Source organism: Enterococcus sp. DIV0970a, from assembly GCF_051711265.1.
GTDB classification, from domain to species: domain Bacteria; phylum Bacillota; class Bacilli; order Lactobacillales; family Enterococcaceae; genus Enterococcus_D; species Enterococcus_D casseliflavus.
Genome location: NZ_JBIOMF010000001.1, coordinates 135,262 through 152,707, shown reverse-complemented (window position 1 = coordinate 152,707; position 17,446 = coordinate 135,262). Strand labels below are relative to the sequence as shown.

The 17,446-nt window shown below is 46.8% G+C and carries 15 protein-coding genes; all 15 read right to left on the bottom strand.

The features are described from left to right. Positions 1–36: 36 nt before the first annotated feature. The 15 genes from IGK14_RS00715 to flgM all read right to left on the bottom strand — a co-directional run bounded on the left by IGK14_RS00715 (position 37) and on the right by flgM (position 17,398). A complete protein-coding gene (locus IGK14_RS00715; protein WP_010748555.1) occupies positions 37–2,499 on the bottom strand; it encodes a heavy metal translocating P-type ATPase in 2,463 nt (820 codons plus the stop codon). Positions 2,500–2,739: 240 nt separating this feature from the next. After that, a complete protein-coding gene (locus tag IGK14_RS00710; protein ID WP_010748554.1) occupies positions 2,740–4,197 on the bottom strand; it encodes a glycoside hydrolase family 1 protein in 1,458 nt (485 codons plus the stop codon). 167 nt (positions 4,198–4,364) lie between these two features. Next, positions 4,365–6,131, bottom strand: coding sequence for an ABC transporter ATP-binding protein (locus tag IGK14_RS00705; RefSeq protein ID WP_010748553.1), 1,767 nt, complete (start codon positions 6,129–6,131; stop codon positions 4,365–4,367). After that, positions 6,097–7,839: an ABC transporter ATP-binding protein gene (locus IGK14_RS00700; protein ID WP_005226665.1), complete on the bottom strand. Its 1,743-nt coding sequence runs from the start codon at positions 7,837–7,839 to the stop codon at positions 6,097–6,099. The genes IGK14_RS00705 and IGK14_RS00700 overlap by 35 nt, the downstream gene beginning before the upstream one ends. Next, positions 7,836–8,276, bottom strand: a complete 441-nt coding sequence (locus IGK14_RS00695) for a MarR family winged helix-turn-helix transcriptional regulator (RefSeq protein ID WP_010748552.1) — start codon at positions 8,274–8,276, stop codon at positions 7,836–7,838. Before IGK14_RS00695 ends, IGK14_RS00700 begins: the two co-directional genes overlap by 4 nt. Positions 8,277–8,442: 166 nt before the next feature. After that, complete coding sequence (locus IGK14_RS00690; RefSeq protein ID WP_010748551.1) at positions 8,443–10,194, bottom strand: hypothetical protein; 1,752 nt, start codon at positions 10,192–10,194, stop codon at positions 8,443–8,445. A 165-nt stretch (positions 10,195–10,359) separates the two neighbouring features. Further along, complete coding sequence (fliS, locus tag IGK14_RS00685) at positions 10,360–10,728, bottom strand: flagellar export chaperone FliS (protein WP_010748550.1); 369 nt, start codon at positions 10,726–10,728, stop codon at positions 10,360–10,362. 13 nt (positions 10,729–10,741) lie between these two features. Continuing rightward, a complete protein-coding gene (locus tag IGK14_RS00680) occupies positions 10,742–11,071 on the bottom strand; it encodes a hypothetical protein (RefSeq protein ID WP_005232745.1) in 330 nt (109 codons plus the stop codon). 74 nt (positions 11,072–11,145) lie between these two features. Then, positions 11,146–12,567, bottom strand: a complete 1,422-nt coding sequence (fliD, locus tag IGK14_RS00675; protein ID WP_010748549.1) for a flagellar filament capping protein FliD — start codon at positions 12,565–12,567, stop codon at positions 11,146–11,148. A gap of 4 nt (positions 12,568–12,571) precedes the next feature. Next, on the bottom strand, positions 12,572–12,985 hold the full coding sequence (locus tag IGK14_RS00670) for a flagellar protein FlaG (protein ID WP_010748548.1): 414 nt from the start codon (positions 12,983–12,985) through the stop codon (positions 12,572–12,574). Positions 12,986–13,087: 102 nt separating this feature from the next. Next, the gene (locus IGK14_RS00665; protein ID WP_005226642.1) at positions 13,088–14,170 is read right to left on the bottom strand and encodes a flagellin; all 1,083 of its coding nucleotides are present in this window, start codon (positions 14,168–14,170) and stop codon (positions 13,088–13,090) included. 136 nt (positions 14,171–14,306) lie between these two features. Next, positions 14,307–15,227 (bottom strand): flagellar hook-associated protein FlgL, encoded by a 921-nt coding sequence (flgL, locus tag IGK14_RS00660; RefSeq protein WP_010748547.1) that lies wholly within the window; start codon positions 15,225–15,227, stop codon positions 14,307–14,309. A 3-nt stretch (positions 15,228–15,230) separates the two neighbouring features. Then, complete coding sequence (gene flgK / locus IGK14_RS00655; protein WP_005232751.1) at positions 15,231–16,754, bottom strand: flagellar hook-associated protein FlgK; 1,524 nt, start codon at positions 16,752–16,754, stop codon at positions 15,231–15,233. An 11-nt stretch (positions 16,755–16,765) separates the two neighbouring features. Then, positions 16,766–17,122 (bottom strand): hypothetical protein, encoded by a 357-nt coding sequence (locus tag IGK14_RS00650; RefSeq protein ID WP_005232752.1) that lies wholly within the window; start codon positions 17,120–17,122, stop codon positions 16,766–16,768. Then, positions 17,123–17,398, bottom strand: coding sequence for a flagellar biosynthesis anti-sigma factor FlgM (gene flgM, locus IGK14_RS00645; RefSeq protein WP_005232754.1), 276 nt, complete (start codon positions 17,396–17,398; stop codon positions 17,123–17,125). Between the last annotated feature and the right edge of the window lie 48 nt (positions 17,399–17,446).

Sequence of the window (17,446 nt, the reverse complement as noted above, 5' to 3'; positions counted from 1 at the left end):
GGGCAGGTCTTTTTGTTGGTGCATTCGTTGCTTCGTTTACTTTTTCGCTGAGGGTTGGAATCGTTTCAGCCGCAAGGCATTTAATAAAACGGATACCGAGCTGAAGCTCATAGCCGCCCCAGCGATCATTGGATTGAGCAAGGGACCACCGAAAAGATGCAGCACACCCATTGCGACAGGGATGCCTAAGACGTTATAAGCAAAGGCCCAGAAAAGATTTTCTTTGATGTTTTTGATGGTTGCCCGACTTAACTCGATCGCTGATGGGACGTCCATCAGATCGCTGCGCATCAGTACGATGTCTGCCGATTCGATGGCGACATCGGTACCGGAGCCGATCGCGATCCCTACATCGGCTTGGGCTAACGCGGGCGCATCATTGATCCCGTCACCTACCATCGCAACCTTTTGGCCTTTGGCTTGCAGGCCAGCTACTTTGGCGGCTTTATCTTCTGGCAAGACGTCACTGATCACTTCATCGATACCGACTTGTTTGGCGATGGCTTGGGCCGTTCGGGCATTGTCGCCCGTGATCATTGCTACGTACAAGCCCATTTGATGCAATCGGTCAATGGCTTTTCGACTGCTTTCTTTGATAGTATCTGCCACAGCGATGATCCCGATCGCTTCGCCGTCTTTGGCAACATACATCGGTGTTTTCCCTTCTTGAGCCAATTGTTGGGCTTGCTCGATCAGGCCATCGATGGCAACGTTTTGTTTTTCCAACCATTTCTGGTTGCCTAATAGGACTGGACTGCCAGCGATCATTCCTTGAATCCCATGCCCTGGGATCGCTTCAAACCCGTCAACTTCTTGTAGGGCGAGGGCTTGCGTGCGGGCTTCGATCACAATGGCTTCGCCTAATGGATGTTCTGAGCCTTTTTCAACAGAAGCCGCCAGCTGCAACAATTCCGTCGGCGTGTGATTGCCAGTAGGCAGGAGATCTGTTACGACTGGTTTGCCTTCTGTGATCGTGCCGGTTTTATCAAAGACGATCGTCGTCACGTTTCTAGCTGTTTCTAACGCATCGCCGCTTTTGATCAAGACGCCATTTTCTGCCCCTTTGCCCGCACCCACCATGATGGCGGTCGGTGTCGCTAATCCTAAAGCACACGGACAGGCAATCACTAATACAGAGATCGTAATGGTCAATGAGAAGATCCAGGTTTCTTGTCCTAAGAAAAACCAGGCAAGTCCTGCAAAAACCGCCAAGACCATGACGATCGGGACAAACACACCCGAAACTTTATCTGCCATGCGGGCAATCGGCGCTTTGGAGCCTTGGGCATTTTCTACTAACTGAATGATTTGCGCTAACGTTGAATCTTCTCCCACATTGGTGGCTTCGTATTGAAACGAGCCATTTTTGTTGATACTAGCGCCGATCACCCGATCACCGACTTGTTTTTCGATAGGTAAGCTTTCTCCGGTGATCATTGATTCATCGATGGCAGAGCGTCCTTGGGTAACGATCCCATCCACAGGAATCTTTTCACCAGGTCGTACGACTAAGATATCGCCGGCTGCGACTTCTTCAATACCCACTTCGACTTCTTCGGCTTGATGCCCGCTGCCGCGAAGCACGCGGGCTTTTTTCGGTGCGAGATCCAACAACTTCTTGATTGCTTCGGAGGTTTTGCCCTTCGAGACCGACTCAAGGTATTTTCCTAAGGTAACTAATGCCAAAATAACGGCGGCCGTTTCATAGTACAAGTGCATCGCATAGTGGGTCGTGCCCAGGTAGACCATCACGGTCCCATAAATACTATAAAAGAAGGCAGCACTGGTTCCCAATGCGACGAGGGAATCCATGTTGGGATGGCCTTTCCAAAGCGCTTTGAAACCAGCAATGTAAAAGGCGCGACCGAGGACCATCACCGGTAAGACCAAAAGCAATTGAGTGGTAACGAAATTGACTGGATAGGCCATCGGATCTAAAAAGCCAGGGATCGGCAAACCGATCATTTCCCCCATCGTCAAATAGAACAAGGGGATCGTAAAGAGCGCTGAAAGCCAAAACCGTTGCCATAAAGCACGAATCTCTGCCTGTTTTGAATCCGCCTTGTCGGCAGAAGCGGTCGGCAGCTGTGCATCATAGCCCGCCTCTTTCACGGCAGCTGCGATCTTCGCGGCGGTCACTTGATCTTGTTGATAGCTGACCGTCAGTTTTTCTGTTGCCAGATTGACGGAGGCTTGCTCCACACCCGCTAATTTTTGAACGGCTTTTTCTACTGTTTGGGCACAAGACGCACAGGTCATGCCCGAGATGGCAAAGGTCTCTTGTCTTTGGGAGCCTATCAGTTGATAGCCCGCTGCTTTGATGGCCGCAGCGAGTGTTTCTTCGGTGAGCTGCTGCTCATCATAACGAATATGTAATTTTTCAGAAGCCAAATTGACAGCTGCTTGGTCGACCCCCGTCAGCTTGCTGACTGTTTTTTCGACGGTCTGGGAACAAGACGCACAGGTCATCCCTTTTACCCCATAATTCTTTTCGATCATTGTTTCCTTCCTCCTTGCTTGCTATGCAAACCCATTAACCTTTTATATTTACAGTTGTAATCTTCTTCTACTTTACAATTATCGTTTACACTTGTCAACGATAATACTCAAAAAAAGGACGTTCTCCTTTGAAGCGGCCCAAAACGCGAGACTTTTGGTCTACCTTTGGGCAGTCGCTACAGGTGGAACGTACTTTTTCTAAGAAACGATTACTGCCGTTGCAGGGGTCGTTTCGCTTATTCAGGTATTGGTTTTAGGAGGCTGGCACTCTTGCCCGTTGGTTTTGATCAGCTCTTGGTACCAGTAGAAGCTGTCTTTCTTGTAGCGTGCCAAAGATCCTTCTTGCGTTTCATCTTGGTCAACATAGACAAAACCATAGCGTTTTTGGTAGCCGTTCAACCAGCTTAGCAAATCAGTGAAGGACCAGGTGCAATAGCCAAGAACTTCCGCGCCGTCGCTGATCGCTTCTTTGATGGCATGGACATGCCCTGCTAAATAATCGATGCGGTATTGGTCATGGATTTGATGATCGTCGGTTAGTTTGTCGTATTCACCAAGTCCGTTTTCGGTAATGATCACAGGCACCCGATAACGGCTAGTGATTCGTCGTAAAGCGATCCGCAGCCCTTGAGGATCGATCTCCCAATCCCAATTCGTCCGTTCCACAAATGGATTTTCGGCTTTTTTGAACATTCCTGGTGTCCCGGTTTCTTCGGAGCTGCCTTTTTTCCCAGTGGTGTTCATTTTCCCCGCTCCGACACCATCTAATGGATTGTAGGCATTTGTTGCTGTTTGGTAATAGTTGATCCCTAAGAAATCTGGTTTTGCTGAACGCAGCAAGTCCATATCTCCTGGTTCGATCGTTGGTGCGATCCCTTGCTCTTTCAAGTAATTCATTGCAGCAATCGGGTATTCGCCCCATAGATAGACGTCTAACCAATAATGCGCCATCAAGTCTTCCGCGTTTTCAGCTGCCAAAATATTTTTCGGGTCGCTGTTGATTGGGTAGTTTGGTGAGTAGGCGAAACTTGGTCCGATTTTCCCTGGGATTTTCATCTCATGGAACTTGTTGATCACCGAAGCATTCGCCAAGTTAGCGATATGATTGACTTCATACATCCGTTTAGGATCGGTCACTCCTGGTGGATGGGCAGCTAAAAGATAACCTAAAGAAGTAAAGATATTTTGTTCATTCAAGCTGACCCAATAGTGGACTTTGCCGCGAAAGGCTTCAAACAATACGGCCGCATAGTTGGTGAAATCTTCAATGATTTTGCGAGATTCCCAGCCACCGTATTCTTCTTGCAAGGCTCGTGGCAGATCCCAATGGTACAAGGTCACCATCGGTTCGATCCCTGCTTTTATCAGTTCATCGATCAATGCTAAATAAAAGTCTAACCCTGCTTGATTGACTTCTCCTCGTCCTTCTGGAAAAATCCGTGTCCAAGCAATGGAAAAACGGTAGGTTTTCAATCCTTGTTCTTTCATCAAGGCAACATCTTCTTTGAAGCGGTGGTAATGGTCGACTGCGACATCTCCGTTAGTTGCTTTAAAGGTTTTTCCTGGAATGCGGACAAAATCGTCCCAAACCGAAGCGCCTTTGCCGTCTTCTTGCCATGCGCCTTCTACTTGATAGGCTGCTGATGCTGAACCCCATAAGAAATCGTTGGGGAATTCTTTTAGTTGTTTATGATCCAATTGTTTCCCTTCTTTCTGTTTGATGATACCCCTTTCTTAAGTATACCGATAATTGCCTGATTTGTCATAAGAAGATTTTGTACCTATGCCAAGAAAGCCGATGGCACGCAAAAAATATCCTTGCAAGCAGTGGCGTTCTCCTTGCAAGGATGTGGACTAGCTATGGATCATGCATCAAATTGTGCCTGATAGAGTGCGGCGTAACGCCTCTCTTTGGCTAATAACTCTTCGTGGGTCCCTTGCTCTACGATATTCCCCTGTTCCACCACGAGGATCGTATCGGCATGTCGAATCGTGGACAAGCGATGAGCGATCACAAAGGAAGTTTTGCCTTTCATCAATTTGGTCATCGCTGCTTGGATCAGCAGCTCTGTTTGCGTGTCGACATTCGATGTGGCTTCATCAAGAATCAACAGATCGGCATCCAACAGCATTGCTCGTGCAATCGTCAACAGCTGTTTTTGCCCTTGTGAGATACCGGTTCCGTCTTCAGAGATCAAAGTATCATAGCCTTTTGGCAGGCTCATAATAAAGTCATGGATATGGGCGGCTTGTGCAGCAGCTTGGACTTCTGCCAACGTCGCATTCGCCTTGCCGTAGGCCAAATTGTCGAAAACCGTTCCCGTGAACAACCAGGTATCTTGCAGCACCATCGCATAGCTTTGCCGTAAGCTGCGGCGTGTCGCTTGGCGGATATTTTTACCGTCTAACCGAATCGCTCCTTGGTCAGGGTCATAAAACCGCATCAAGAGGTTCACGATGGTGGTTTTCCCCGCTCCGGTCGGTCCGACGATCGCGACCAAGCTGCCAGCTGGTACTTGTAGCGAAAGGTCTTTGATGATGGGCTGCTGTGCTTGATAGCCGAAGGTCACATGGTCAAAGGCGACATCACCAGACACCTCGTGGTATTCGTAGGCTCCAGGAACATCAGAAACTTCAGGTTCTTCATCCAGCAAACGGAAGATCCGTTCTGCCGCCGCCAATGCCGATTGCAAATCACTGAAGATGTTGGCTAACTCATTGATTGGTCCTGAAAATTTTCTGGAGTAAAGAACAAAGGAAGAAACATTCCCTAATGTCAGATGACCGAACAAAAACAGCAAGGCGCCAAACATACTGATCAAGGACAACGACAGATTGTTGATAAAGTTGATGGAAGGACCAGTCATACTGCCGTAGTACTCGGCATTGTAATAGGCATCCACCGCTTCTTGGTTTTTTTCGTCAAAACGGCTGATGATCGCTTCTTCTTGGTTATACAGCTTGATCGTTTGCTGACCAGAAATAATCTCTTCCACAAAGCCGTTCAATTCGCCTAATTTGCGGGAACGACGGCGAAACAATGGTTGAAATTTGCTCATCAAAAAGCGGGTCAAAAAGATCGAAGCGGGAACCGTTACGACAAAAATCAGCACCAGCAGCGGCGAAATCAAAACCATCATCACAAACGAACCAATGATCGTCACAAGACTGCTGAGGACTTGAATGGCATCGCTGGCCAATGACGTATTGATGGTATCGACATCATAACTGATGCGACTGATGATATCCCCAGTGGCGACTCGGTCAAAATACCCCACTGGCAGTTCGGTGATTTTATCAAAAATCGCCTTGCGCATCGCTGCTACCACCCGCTGACTCAAGCGGATCATCATGAGCGAAATCAGATAACTAAGAAGGGAAGACGCAAGATAAAACAGCAGCATCAGCCCACAATAAAAGAAGACTCGGTCAAAAATGACCTTGCCGGGACCCGGTTGAATGGCATCAATGGCGTATCCTGAAAGCAACGGGCCCACCAAGGCGAAGATGTTGCTGGCCATCATCAATACAGCGGCTGCCAGCAGGAGACCTTTGTACTCGTAGAGATAGCCCCACAAACGCCGTAGTGTTTTCTTACTATCCTGCGGTTTTTCCGTTTTTTTCTTCGGCATCGTCGGCACCTCCTGTCTGACCTTGATAAATGGCTTGGTAGATCGCATTTTCTGCTAGTAATTCTTGGTGACTGCCAAAGCCGTTCATTTGCCCGTTTTCCAGCACCAAAATTTTGTCGGCATGCTGGATCGAGCTGATCCGCTGCGCGATCAAGACCGTCGTCGTCTGTTGAAACTGCTGTCTCAGGACCTTGCGCAACTGAGCGTCGGTCCGATAATCCAGCGCACTGGCAGAATCATCCAAAATCAAAATCTCTGGATCCCCCGCCAAGGCCCGCGATAACAAGACCCGCTGCTTTTGACCCCCGCTTAAATTGCTGCCTTTGGCATGCAATGGATGAGCTAAGCGCTTGGGTAGTTGATTGATAAACTCCTTGGCTTGGGCGCGAGCCGCCGCTTCTTCGATCTGTTCTTTGGAAAACCGCCGACCAAAAGCGATATTTTCTTCGATCGTTTCCGCAAAAAGCACGTCTTTTTGTAAGACGACACCGAATAACTGATGCAGCTCCGTCGGATCGATGGAGCGAATGTCGCGACCAGCGATGCGAATCATGCCCTTCGTTGGGTCATAGAGACGCAGCAGTAGTTTGACGATCGTTGATTTTCCACTACCAGTCGCACCGATGATCCCTAAGGTTTCTCCCGGCTGCAAGGAAAAATCGATGTCTTTCAGCACCTGGGTACCGTTAGGATAGGTGAAGGAAACTTTTTCAAAAACGATATGCGCAGACTCTTCTTTGACAGGCGCCTCAATGACTTGCATATTTTGCGGCAGGCGCAAGACGGATTGGATTCGATCGGCAGAAGCCAGCCCCTTCGACACGATCACAAAGATGCGCGTGATACTGAGCATGGCATTCAAAATGATCGTAAAATAAGTCAAAAAGGCGATGATGACGCCTGGTTGGGTCAATCCTTGATTGACGCGAAAGGCACTGACGACGATCACTAGCGTCAGTCCGATATTCAAAAATAGGTCCATCAGGGGTGGTGTCGCAGCCATCGTTCGATTAGCGGTAGTTTCCGCAGCTACTACGTCTTGGTTGACGTGGTCAAAGCGCTTTTTCTCGTAATCTGCTTTGGACAAGGCCTTGATCACCCGAGCCCCAGTCACATTTTCACGGACAGTTCGCACCAACACATCCACTTGCTTTTGTAATGAAGCAAACAAGGGGATCCCCCGTTTCGAGATCGTGACTGCCGCCACTAAAGTGAAGGGCAAGACGCCTACTAAGACCAGCGTCAACACGGGATCTAATGTGGCAGTGATCATGATCCCCCCTAATAACAGAATCGGGGCACGAATCCCCATCCGTTGGATCATGCCTACCGTTTGATGGATGTTGTAAGTGTCTGTCGTCAAGCGAGACACCAAGGAAGGGATCCCGACTTCTTCGACTTGCGGAATCGACAGATAGGAAACTTTTTCAAATAAATCATGGCGTATACTGCCGGTGGTATCGCGAGCAACACTGGAGGCCATCCGATTGGCGATGATATTGGTGACGACTGCGATGATGGAGCAGACCACCATCGCCCCACCCCAAGCAAAAATCGCAGATACCTGCTTCGTGGGAATCACAGAATCGATGATATACGCCAAAATCCAAGGCAATAGCAAGTCCATCAGGGAGCCGAAGAATTTGATACTGACGCCAAGGGAGATGCGGCCGATATAGGGTTTTAAATATTGAGTCAAAAGATTCATTCCATCGCCTCATCTTTCGCTAAAAGCCGCTGGGAATTTTCTTTGACGATTTCCAGATCGGCGATCAACTGCTGCTGTTGGGCAGCAGAAAAACCTGCTACGACTTGTTCATTCCAGCTTTGAAGCAGCTGTTGGATTGCTGGTTGGACGGCGAGTGCTTTTTCGGTTGGATAAACCAGTAATTGTCGTTTGTCGGTGGGACTGCTGGTTCTAGTGACAAATCCTCGTTCTTCTAGGATTGCTAGTTGACGGGCAACATTGCTTTTATTCACAAAAATCTTCTTGGCTAAGGCTTCTTGACTGATCCCCGGTTGGCGGCAAATGTTTAAGATATAGGTATGATGCATCCCGCCTAAACCAAATTTTTTCAGTTCTTTTTCCCGATAAAGGGTGGCGAGACGGGCAATATGATTGATTGAGCGGATAATGGCTTCCATGAGCACTCCTGCCTTTCTTAGTTCTTCAAAGTGTCTAATCTATTATAAGGAATAATCGTTGCGTGCGCAACGATTATTGTTTCTGACGAAAAGCAACAGGTACACTGTTGTTGATCAGCAAAAAAAGAACTTCAGCCCTCTCGCTGAAGTTCTTTTCTGATTCATTTTATTCAGATTCTTTCAATAAAGCTTGTACGACCTTACGACGACGGTACAGCTGTCTGGTTTTCCAGCTGATAAAGCCGATGAGTAAAGCGAGCCAAGAAATGATCGTCAGCCATAAAGCTCCGTCGAAAAACCAAGGCGCGTCGTAATCAACGACTAAGACATTCTCCCCTGCTTGCTGTTGGACAGAAACGGCACCAATGGCACTCAAAGAGACATCTTTTTCAGTTAGCGGCTGCTGATTGAGGGTCAATTCAGTATATCGGTAATTGATGATCGGTAACGCCTTCCACGTCTCTTTATCACCTTGCCAACGTAAAGTAAGCTTCCCGTTTTCTACGGTTTTTGCCACGGTATCATTCTTTTCAATGATTTCTTCCCCGTACAAATTGTATTTGTTCTTCTTGGTCTCTTGATAGAGGGGCAGATAATCTGGCGTAGAACGTTGATACAGCGCTAAGGCTAAGGACTTGTCGTTACTAAAATAGGCTTCCTTCAATTGCGCTTCAGATTCCGCCGACAGATAGGTGTGGTTTCGCAGTGAAACCGCCGCTTCATCAGAGTGCCAATCCTGCATTTTGACCGTGTTTTGGATCAGGATTTGACCAACACTCAAGACTAAAACGAGGACGAACCAACGCGGATTTGCCAATGGCTTGCCCCGATAATAAGGAACTAGCAGGCACAAACCGACTAAGATCAAAATCGTGGCAGGAACAAAGAACCGAAAAGGAAATTGCAGTAAATTGATCACACCATTGTCCAGACTGCCTAGCCATTGCCAAGGAACAGCGTTCGATGATAAAACGAAAAAGACTGCTGCAGCTGCCGTCATTAATTTGAAGCCGCCAGATAGACGCGGCCATACACGGATCGCACCGCAAAAGAACAAAGCACATAAGATGGGCAGCAGGTACGGAGTCGTCCACCAATAGCTGCTGGTTCCAGTAATGGTATTGTTCTGCATGTTGCGATTCACAAAAGGCGCGATCAACGTGTTACTCGTATAGAGATCCAACATCCCTAACCAAATATTGGCGGTTAACAGTAAGAAGATCCCGATCGCTCCTGCTAAGCGCAGCACCAATTGTCGTTTTTCTTCGCCGGAAGTTCCAACAAAAAAGGCGCGTAAGAAAAAGGGCACATATAAGAGCACTAACAAGATGCTTGAAAACACATGGATTTGAAATAAGACCGCCACGGAAACCCCTACCGCAAAAGGCCGCAACCGTTTATGTTCCCCTAGTGCGATCAGTGGAATCAGACACAGCGGTAACACGGCCGCTCCCCAAGCAGAAAAGCCCTGCCGCTCAATCCAATACTGGACAGAATAGGTCGCCATAAACAGGATGCTCATCCCCACTGACAGCCAGCCATTGACTCGTAGTTTCTTTAATAAGCCAAACATCGAAAACCCTGCTAGCAGATAGAGCAGCCCATTGGCGAGCAGTTGGTAAGAAAACCACGAAGGACTCAGCAAGACCAGCAATCCTTGGAAATAGGCAAAAAAAGGCCCGTATAATGCATTGACGATACGAGCAGATTGCTGAAACCCGTAGATAGAAAGAAAATATTGAAAATTGCCCTCTTTGATCTGCTGGCTGGTCTCATAAAAACGATTGAAGTGAAAGACCACATCAGAGCCCAAAATCATGCCTTGGCCTAGGATCTGCGGTAATAAAAAAACACCACTCATTGCAATCAGAATCACCACTTGCCAGAAAAGCGGCTTTTGTACTATTTTTTGTTTCAAAAAAAAACCTCCTTGCACCTTTTCGGTACGCTCATAAAAAGAGTACCAGATAGGGACGAGGAGGGGTAAAAGAAAGCTTAGTGAAAAGGGATACATGGTAAAAATTTAACCAATTACTAAACTTTTCTAGGTTTTAGGTGGTCGTTTCTTTGCTTTTTCTCAAATTTATTGGGTGATCGTTTGCCAGCTTTCCAGTAGTTCGCTTAAAAGCGGGACGACCGTTTCTGCAGGGGCTGCCTCTTTTTGGACATTGGCACTGACTAGCTGATCGTACATATAGCCATACAGCTGATCGAGATCTTCAGCGATAGCGCCGCCTTGCTCACGGTCTAAAGAGACCCGTAATTCCAATAAAATATTCTGCGCCTTGACAAATTGCTGATGAGCTTGGCTCAAATCTTCTTTTTCCAATGCGATCACTGCTAATTTGATATTTTTGATCGCTGCTTGCAACAGCATTTCAATCAGTTTGTTGGGGGAGGCACTCATTACTTGGTTCTGCAAATAGTTGTTTTGCATTTTTTGATAATTCATCTTTTTTTCCTCACTATAAATCAAATTCGACGAAGGCGGCACTGTCTTCTTGCTGCAAATACGTTTTGACAAGATTGTTTTTGCGGTTCAAACGCCCCAATTCTTGTTTGATCTCTTGCTGCTGGGCTTTGACCTGGTCTAAGAACGCTTGATACGCTTGGATCACTTGTTGCGCCAATGCACTGGTTTGTGGACTATGGCTCTGTGCTTCTGCTTGCATGGCTGCTATGACCGCTGCATTGGCTGCCATCAAACGACTGGCTTCTTCGCTGTCGCCGCGCCATTGGGCAAAACCAGTTAAAATCTGATTCAAACGTTCATCTAATGATACGTGTGGCTCCATAGGTTGTTTCCTTTCATGTTGACGAGGGTTTCTTATGCGAATGAAAAAATGACTGCTTTAATCGGCTATCTAGCCTAGTTTGACGTATTGGCAAACTGATTGCTTAGGTAGCTCAGCTGATTTTCAGCCTCCATCATCACGGAGTCTAACTTGGTAAACATTGTGATGTAACGCTCTTTTTTCATTGCCAAAATATCATCAAACCGTGTGATCTGCTTGTTTAAATCCTTGATGGTACTGTCATAGGTCGCAGATTTGGTGGCAATGATCCCTTTATTGGCTGAAGTATTGACGACATAGCTGTTGGCTAATTCTTTTAGGGCTAGTGTATAGCCAGTCTCTTTCGTGCTCGCAGTGCCATCGGCTTCTTTGGTTTTCGTACTTGCATAAAAGAAAGACTTCACAGCAGCGGGATCTTCCGCTAAGGCTTCTTTTAACTTTGTCGTATCCAGTCCCAATGTACCATCATTATCAACGGTGGAGATGCCTAGCTTATTGGCGGTCAGCTTTGAGCCGCTGACGGCTGGAATGGTGATCAAATTTCGCAATTGGGTCTGTAGACGGGTCAACGCACTGTCTCCCACCAAGGTCCCCGTCTTGTTGTTTTCACTACTAGGATCTCCCACGGTCAAATTGTCGCCGATAAAACTCATCAAGCTATTGTATTGATCCACTAATCCTTGCACTGCATCAACGACTTTCGAGGTATCATTGGCTAAAGAAAGCGTCACATGCTCCTCGCTTTTTTTCGCTAACGTCAGCGTGACACCATCGATAACATCCGTCACACTGTTGCTGTCGCGAGTGATCTTCATGCCGTCTAGCTCAAAAATAGCCGGTTGGCCTTGCGTCGTTGTCGCAGTTGAACCAATCCCTAACCCTTCGGCAGCATTGCCGTCGATCAAGAAATTTTTGTCGCCCATTTTGGTGTTCGTTAAAATCAAACGGTTATCCACGATGCTCGCCGCGACGAAGGTCGTCTTGCTTTGGCTATTGATCTTGGCTGCCACATCTTTTAAGCTGTCTTCGGCCGTGATCTCGATCGAAGCGGTGATCGGTTTGCCATCTTCATCGACTTCCGAACTGGTCAATGACAGCTGACCACTGACATTTAGGGCCGCTTTGCTGCTTTGAGCTACTTGACTCCCGGTCACCTTCGTGGCTGTTGCTAGTTGGTTGACTTTTAGATCATAGGTGCCTTCTGGAGCTTCCGTTGTTCCTGCAATTGAAGCGATGCTGCTATTGGTGGTCGTCGCTTTTTTCGTTTGATAAGCATCATCTTTTTGTAATGCATCGACTTTTGACAAAAAGTTAGTCAAGCGAGTGCTGATATCACTCCACGCCGTTTTTTGTGCTTTTAGCGACGTGATTTTATTCTCAGCGCGGGTCTTGTTGATCGCATCTGCCGCCAATAATTTTTCAATATCCTCTGAAGTCACGCCAGAGTAACTCCCTAGCGTTGTACTGATTCCTGAACTGCTGGTTACACTTGCCATGTTTTCATCCCTTTCGATCGACCGCGATGCCCATGTCATCCCATATTTTCCCAATCACGTCTAGCATGTTGGCGGGCGGGATCTCTTTGATCACTTCGTTGGTCTGCATATCCACTAAACGCACCATGGTACGCCCTGTGCGCTCATGTACTTCATAAGCCAATTTCATATCTTTGCCAAGTAGTCGCTGATTCACTTCCTCCACGGAGGCTGCGATCTTGTGCTGATCGGCTACTGAAAAATAGTGGATCGGCGGTTCAGTTGCCGCTGTCTGTTCCTTTTTCTCCGCCAGTTTCCCCTCTTGGTGTTGCGGCTGAAGGTTGGCGGTCTCTTGATCTAGGGATTCGATCGGACGTGCTTTAGCGACCGACGCAACGGCTTCGATCGGGTGTATTCCTGACATTGGCTGAATATCCATCAGAGCTTCCTCATTTCTAAGCGTTTTTGTGCTGCTATGTAAAACACAAGAACTGCGCTTCCCCTAGGCAGTCCTTGTGTCAGTGGTTCACTTGATCAAAAATTATCCTTGTAACAAGCTCAATACGCTGTTAGGCATTGAGTTTGCTTGTGCCAACATTGAAGTTGCTGCTTGAGAAAGGATGTTGCTCTTCGTAAAGCTCATCATTTCTTGGGCCATATCAACGTCACGGATACGTGAGTTTGCTTCAGATAGGTTTTCTTGCGTTGTACCTAAGTTGTTGATTGTGTGTTCTAGACGGTTTTGCGCCGCACCAAGATCCGCACGTTGTGCAGAAACTGCTTTGATCGCTTCATCGATTTTCGTGATTGGGTTGTTTTCAACGCTGACAGTTGCCGCTGCTGCTTTGCCTTCATCAGAAGCGGTAAATGTTGCTAAAGCATCATCGTATGTTTTTTGAGCTGTTGCTTTTGCTGTATCATCCGCTGCTGTATCGATGGCTGTTTGTAATTCAGCAACTGTTTTACCAGCTGCCGCATCAACTGTGCCGTCCGCTGCATATTTTGTTGTAGCATCTGCTTTGAAGGCAGTCGCTACTGCTTTATCTTTTGCTGCAGCAACAGCTTTGGCATCGCTTGTATCAATGGCTTGTGTTAAATCTAAGCCTTTTACTTTCAATGCAGATGAGCTCATGTTGTTGATTGAAACGCTCATTGTTTGGTTTGCATTGGCACCGATTTGGAAAGTGAATGATTTCGCATCATCGCCTTCACCAGTTAACAAGCTTTTTGTATTGAATTCAGTGGTATTGCTGATACGGTCGATTTCATCAGACAATGCAGTGTATTCTTTGTTGATCGCACTGCGGTCGTCATCACTTAACGTACCATTTGAACTTTGTACCGCAAGATCACGCATACGGCCTAAGATGCTGTGGGTTTCATTTAATGCACCTTCTGCTGTTTGGATCAATGAAATACCATCTTGTGCGTTGCTTTTTGCTTGTGACAAACCGCCGATTTGGCCTTTCATTTTTTCAGAAATTGCTAAGCCAGCTGCGTCGTCCCCAGCTTTGTTGATGCGTAAGCCTGAAGATAATTTAGACAAAGAATTGCTTTTAGAAGCATTTGCTGCCGTTAGGCGTGAGTAAGTATTCAATGCTGAAACGTTTGTATTGATTCTCATGTGTAGTTCCTCCTAATTTTTATTCGCTAAGGTTTCCCTCTGCTACTATTTATCGGAAGAAACCGTTCAGGGTTAAGCCTTTTTTCTAAAAAAAATAAAAAACTTTTGCTCTCAGCAAAGAACAAAAGTTTTTGGGTTAATTTAAATAATCTAGAATGGACATCTGCATGATCTTTGTTCCCATCGCTAGTGTTGAACGGTAGGCAGTCATTTGATTTTGATATTCCATATACTTTTCCGCAATATCGACGTCTTGTTTGTTGGACAGTGTTTCGGTCAAGTTCAGCTTTTCCGTCTCATTTCGATCAGCTGCCGCTTCCAAGCGATTGTAGAGGGTGCCGATCTGCGCCCGTACATTCACCACATTAGTGGCATGCTGGTCATGAGCGGTTAAAAGCTCGCCCCCTAAAGCATCTTTATCATCACTGCGCAACGCAGACAACAAATCATTGAAATAGGTGCTTAAATTTTGGGGATCCTCAGCTGTGCCCGTCTCGTTCATCAGACGATCACCGCTGGCTAACAGATCCACCGAGACCCCATTTGCGATTTCTCGCGGCAAGTCTTCGCTGGTGCCATTGTATTTGATACCGACGATGGCGTCATTTTCTTTGACGATCTCAAAAGGCGCCGTCGTCGTATTCGTTCCGCTAAATAGATAGCGGCCATCAAAGTTGGTGTTTAATGATTCAACGATGCCTTCGATCTCTTGCTCGATCTCTGAACGATTTGCCCCTAATTCCTCACTGCCAGCTGTCGCATTGGCAGAAGATTGAACCAACGAGCGAATCCGCAGCATCGAAGTACTGACGCTTTCTAAAGCAGAATCTTGGGCTTTTGTCCAAGAAATACTGTCTTTGATCGTATTGTTGTAAGTTTTGTTTTGATTTAACGACACATTGAGATCCATGATTTTTGAAACCAGCAGCGGATTATCCGAGGACTTGCTGACTTCTTTTAAGCTCGATAGCTGATTCAACGTGGATTGGACTTTGGAGGCGTTGGTTCCTAGATTTCGTAAAAAATCATTGTAGGTGATTGAATTGGAAATACGCATGGTCTACACTCCTGTTCGATTGATCAATGTGTCTAACATTTCAGAAACGACCGATAATATGCGGGCATTGGCCTGAAATCCTTGTTGGAAACGAATCACATCTGACATTTCTTCATTTAATGAAACCCCAGACACCGATTGATTTTTGTATTCTAGTTGATTCAGCAGCGACAATTGGGCACTGACTGTATTGTCGGCTTGCTGTTTTGAGATCCCGTTTTTGGTGACGATGCTGTTAAAGTAGCTGCTGACACTCATGCCAGATGCTGCATTGGCAAACGTCAATGTCTCAGAATCAAAAGAAGCGATCGTCTTTTCTGACAACGGGAAGTCCAATTTGGCACTGCTGAGTTTCGCCATTGCAGCAGCTCTTGAACCATCTCCTGCTGCATTGCTCGTTCCGCCGGTCACCAGACTTGGGTTATCTAACAGTGCTTGGCTGACCCGAATCGTCGTCGCTGTACCAGTATCATCTTGGCCGATCTCAAATAGTCCGCTAGTAGGAGAAGCGCCGCCAGTAAAGACCATGTTCATGGCTTGCGCGATCGTCGACGTAAAGTTGTTCAATTCCGTCAAGCGGCTGCCGATCTCCCCAGATGATGCTTGCAGGCCACCGATCGCGCCTTCTTTGATTGGCAATTCTGTATAGGCGGTTTCGCCATTGTCGGTGGTTTTCGTCAACAAGACGGTTCCAGCTGGATAAGACCCTGTAATGGTTTCGGCAGGATTCAAGGCGTTGCCGTCTTTGGAAACCAAGGCGCCTGTGTCGCTTTGTCCCACCACCACACTAAGGGTATTGCGTTCCTCCGCACTTAAGATCGTCTGTCCGCTCATGGATACAAACCCACGGCCATACTGATCGGTCTTGGTTTCGATCCCTGCTAGACCCGAGAGATCTTTCAACAGACTGTCTCGACGATCCAAAAGATCATTCGGTGTCTCACCACTCGTCGTCAACCCATAGATCTGTTCATTCAAGGATTGCAGCTGTTTGACCTTCTCATTGAAGTCCAGCGCGGATTTTTCGATGGTATCCAGCGTGTCGCTTTGCAGCTGCGTCATTTGTTTGCCCATTTGGTTGATGGTATCGGCAAACGTACTGCTGTTTTCCAGCACAAGGGTCTTAGACGTATCCAGTTCAGGATTGTTGGCTAATGCGGTCCAAGAATCAAACATCGTTGCCAGCTGTTTGGACAGTCCATTGTCAGAAGGCTCATTCATTAAACTTTCCAGCTGTCCTAATATGTCTGCTTTTTGTTCATAATATGTATAGGTAGAATTGGCATTGCGTACTTGTCCAATGACAAAATCATCGACGATCCGTTCGACACTGCCGACTTTCACACCCATACCGATGCTGCCAACACCCGCTAGATGGTAAGACGCTTCGGCTTGCAAGTTGACTCGTTGTCTTGAGTAGCCATCTGTATTGGTATTTGCAATGTTGTGGCTGCTGGTTTGCAACGCTGCTTGATTGGCGGTCATGCCCCGGGTTGCGGTGCCTAATGAACCAAATAGTCCTGTCATAGAAGTACTCCTTACATTTTTTGATCGATGATCGCTGTTGAGACAGCTTGTTTTTCTTGGTATTTCGAATACGTATTTGCCGGTGTCTTGATATTTTCTTTGACTGCATCCATCAAAACAGTTTGGAAACTAATGGCTTGCTCCGTCAGCAGGAGATTTTCGGCTTGCTGCACTTGGATCTGGCGGATGAGTTCTTTGATCGTCACTGAAAGAGTTCCTTCATACGTGGAAAAAACGGGTACGAAGGCGGTTTTTTTCTCGACGAGTTCTGGTAATTTTTCTGCTTGATTTTTGATCAAGCAGGTCTTTTCTTTTTGCAGCAACCGCAAGAACTGCTGAAGCTGACGCTCAAATTCCCGTTCTGTCATCTAGTCGACCTGCTTTTCATCTTGTTGCAGCATTTTATCTGCGATCGTTTCGGCAGATACTTGGTAGGTGCCTTCTTTGATCGCTCGTTTCAATTCTGCCACTCGCTCACTACGACTGGCTGTTTGATTGGCACTCTTTTGAATGGCTTGAGCTGTTTCGGATAATTGAACATCGACGGTTTTTTCTGTCTGAGCAGCAGTTGGCTTTTCTTGTTTGACCGCTTCACGTTTGATGGCCTTGTCGCTGTATTCTGCGTAACCTCTTTCGATTTTCATAGGTTCTCCTCCGTTCTCATTCTTCTACCCTCTACTATCGGTCAAATC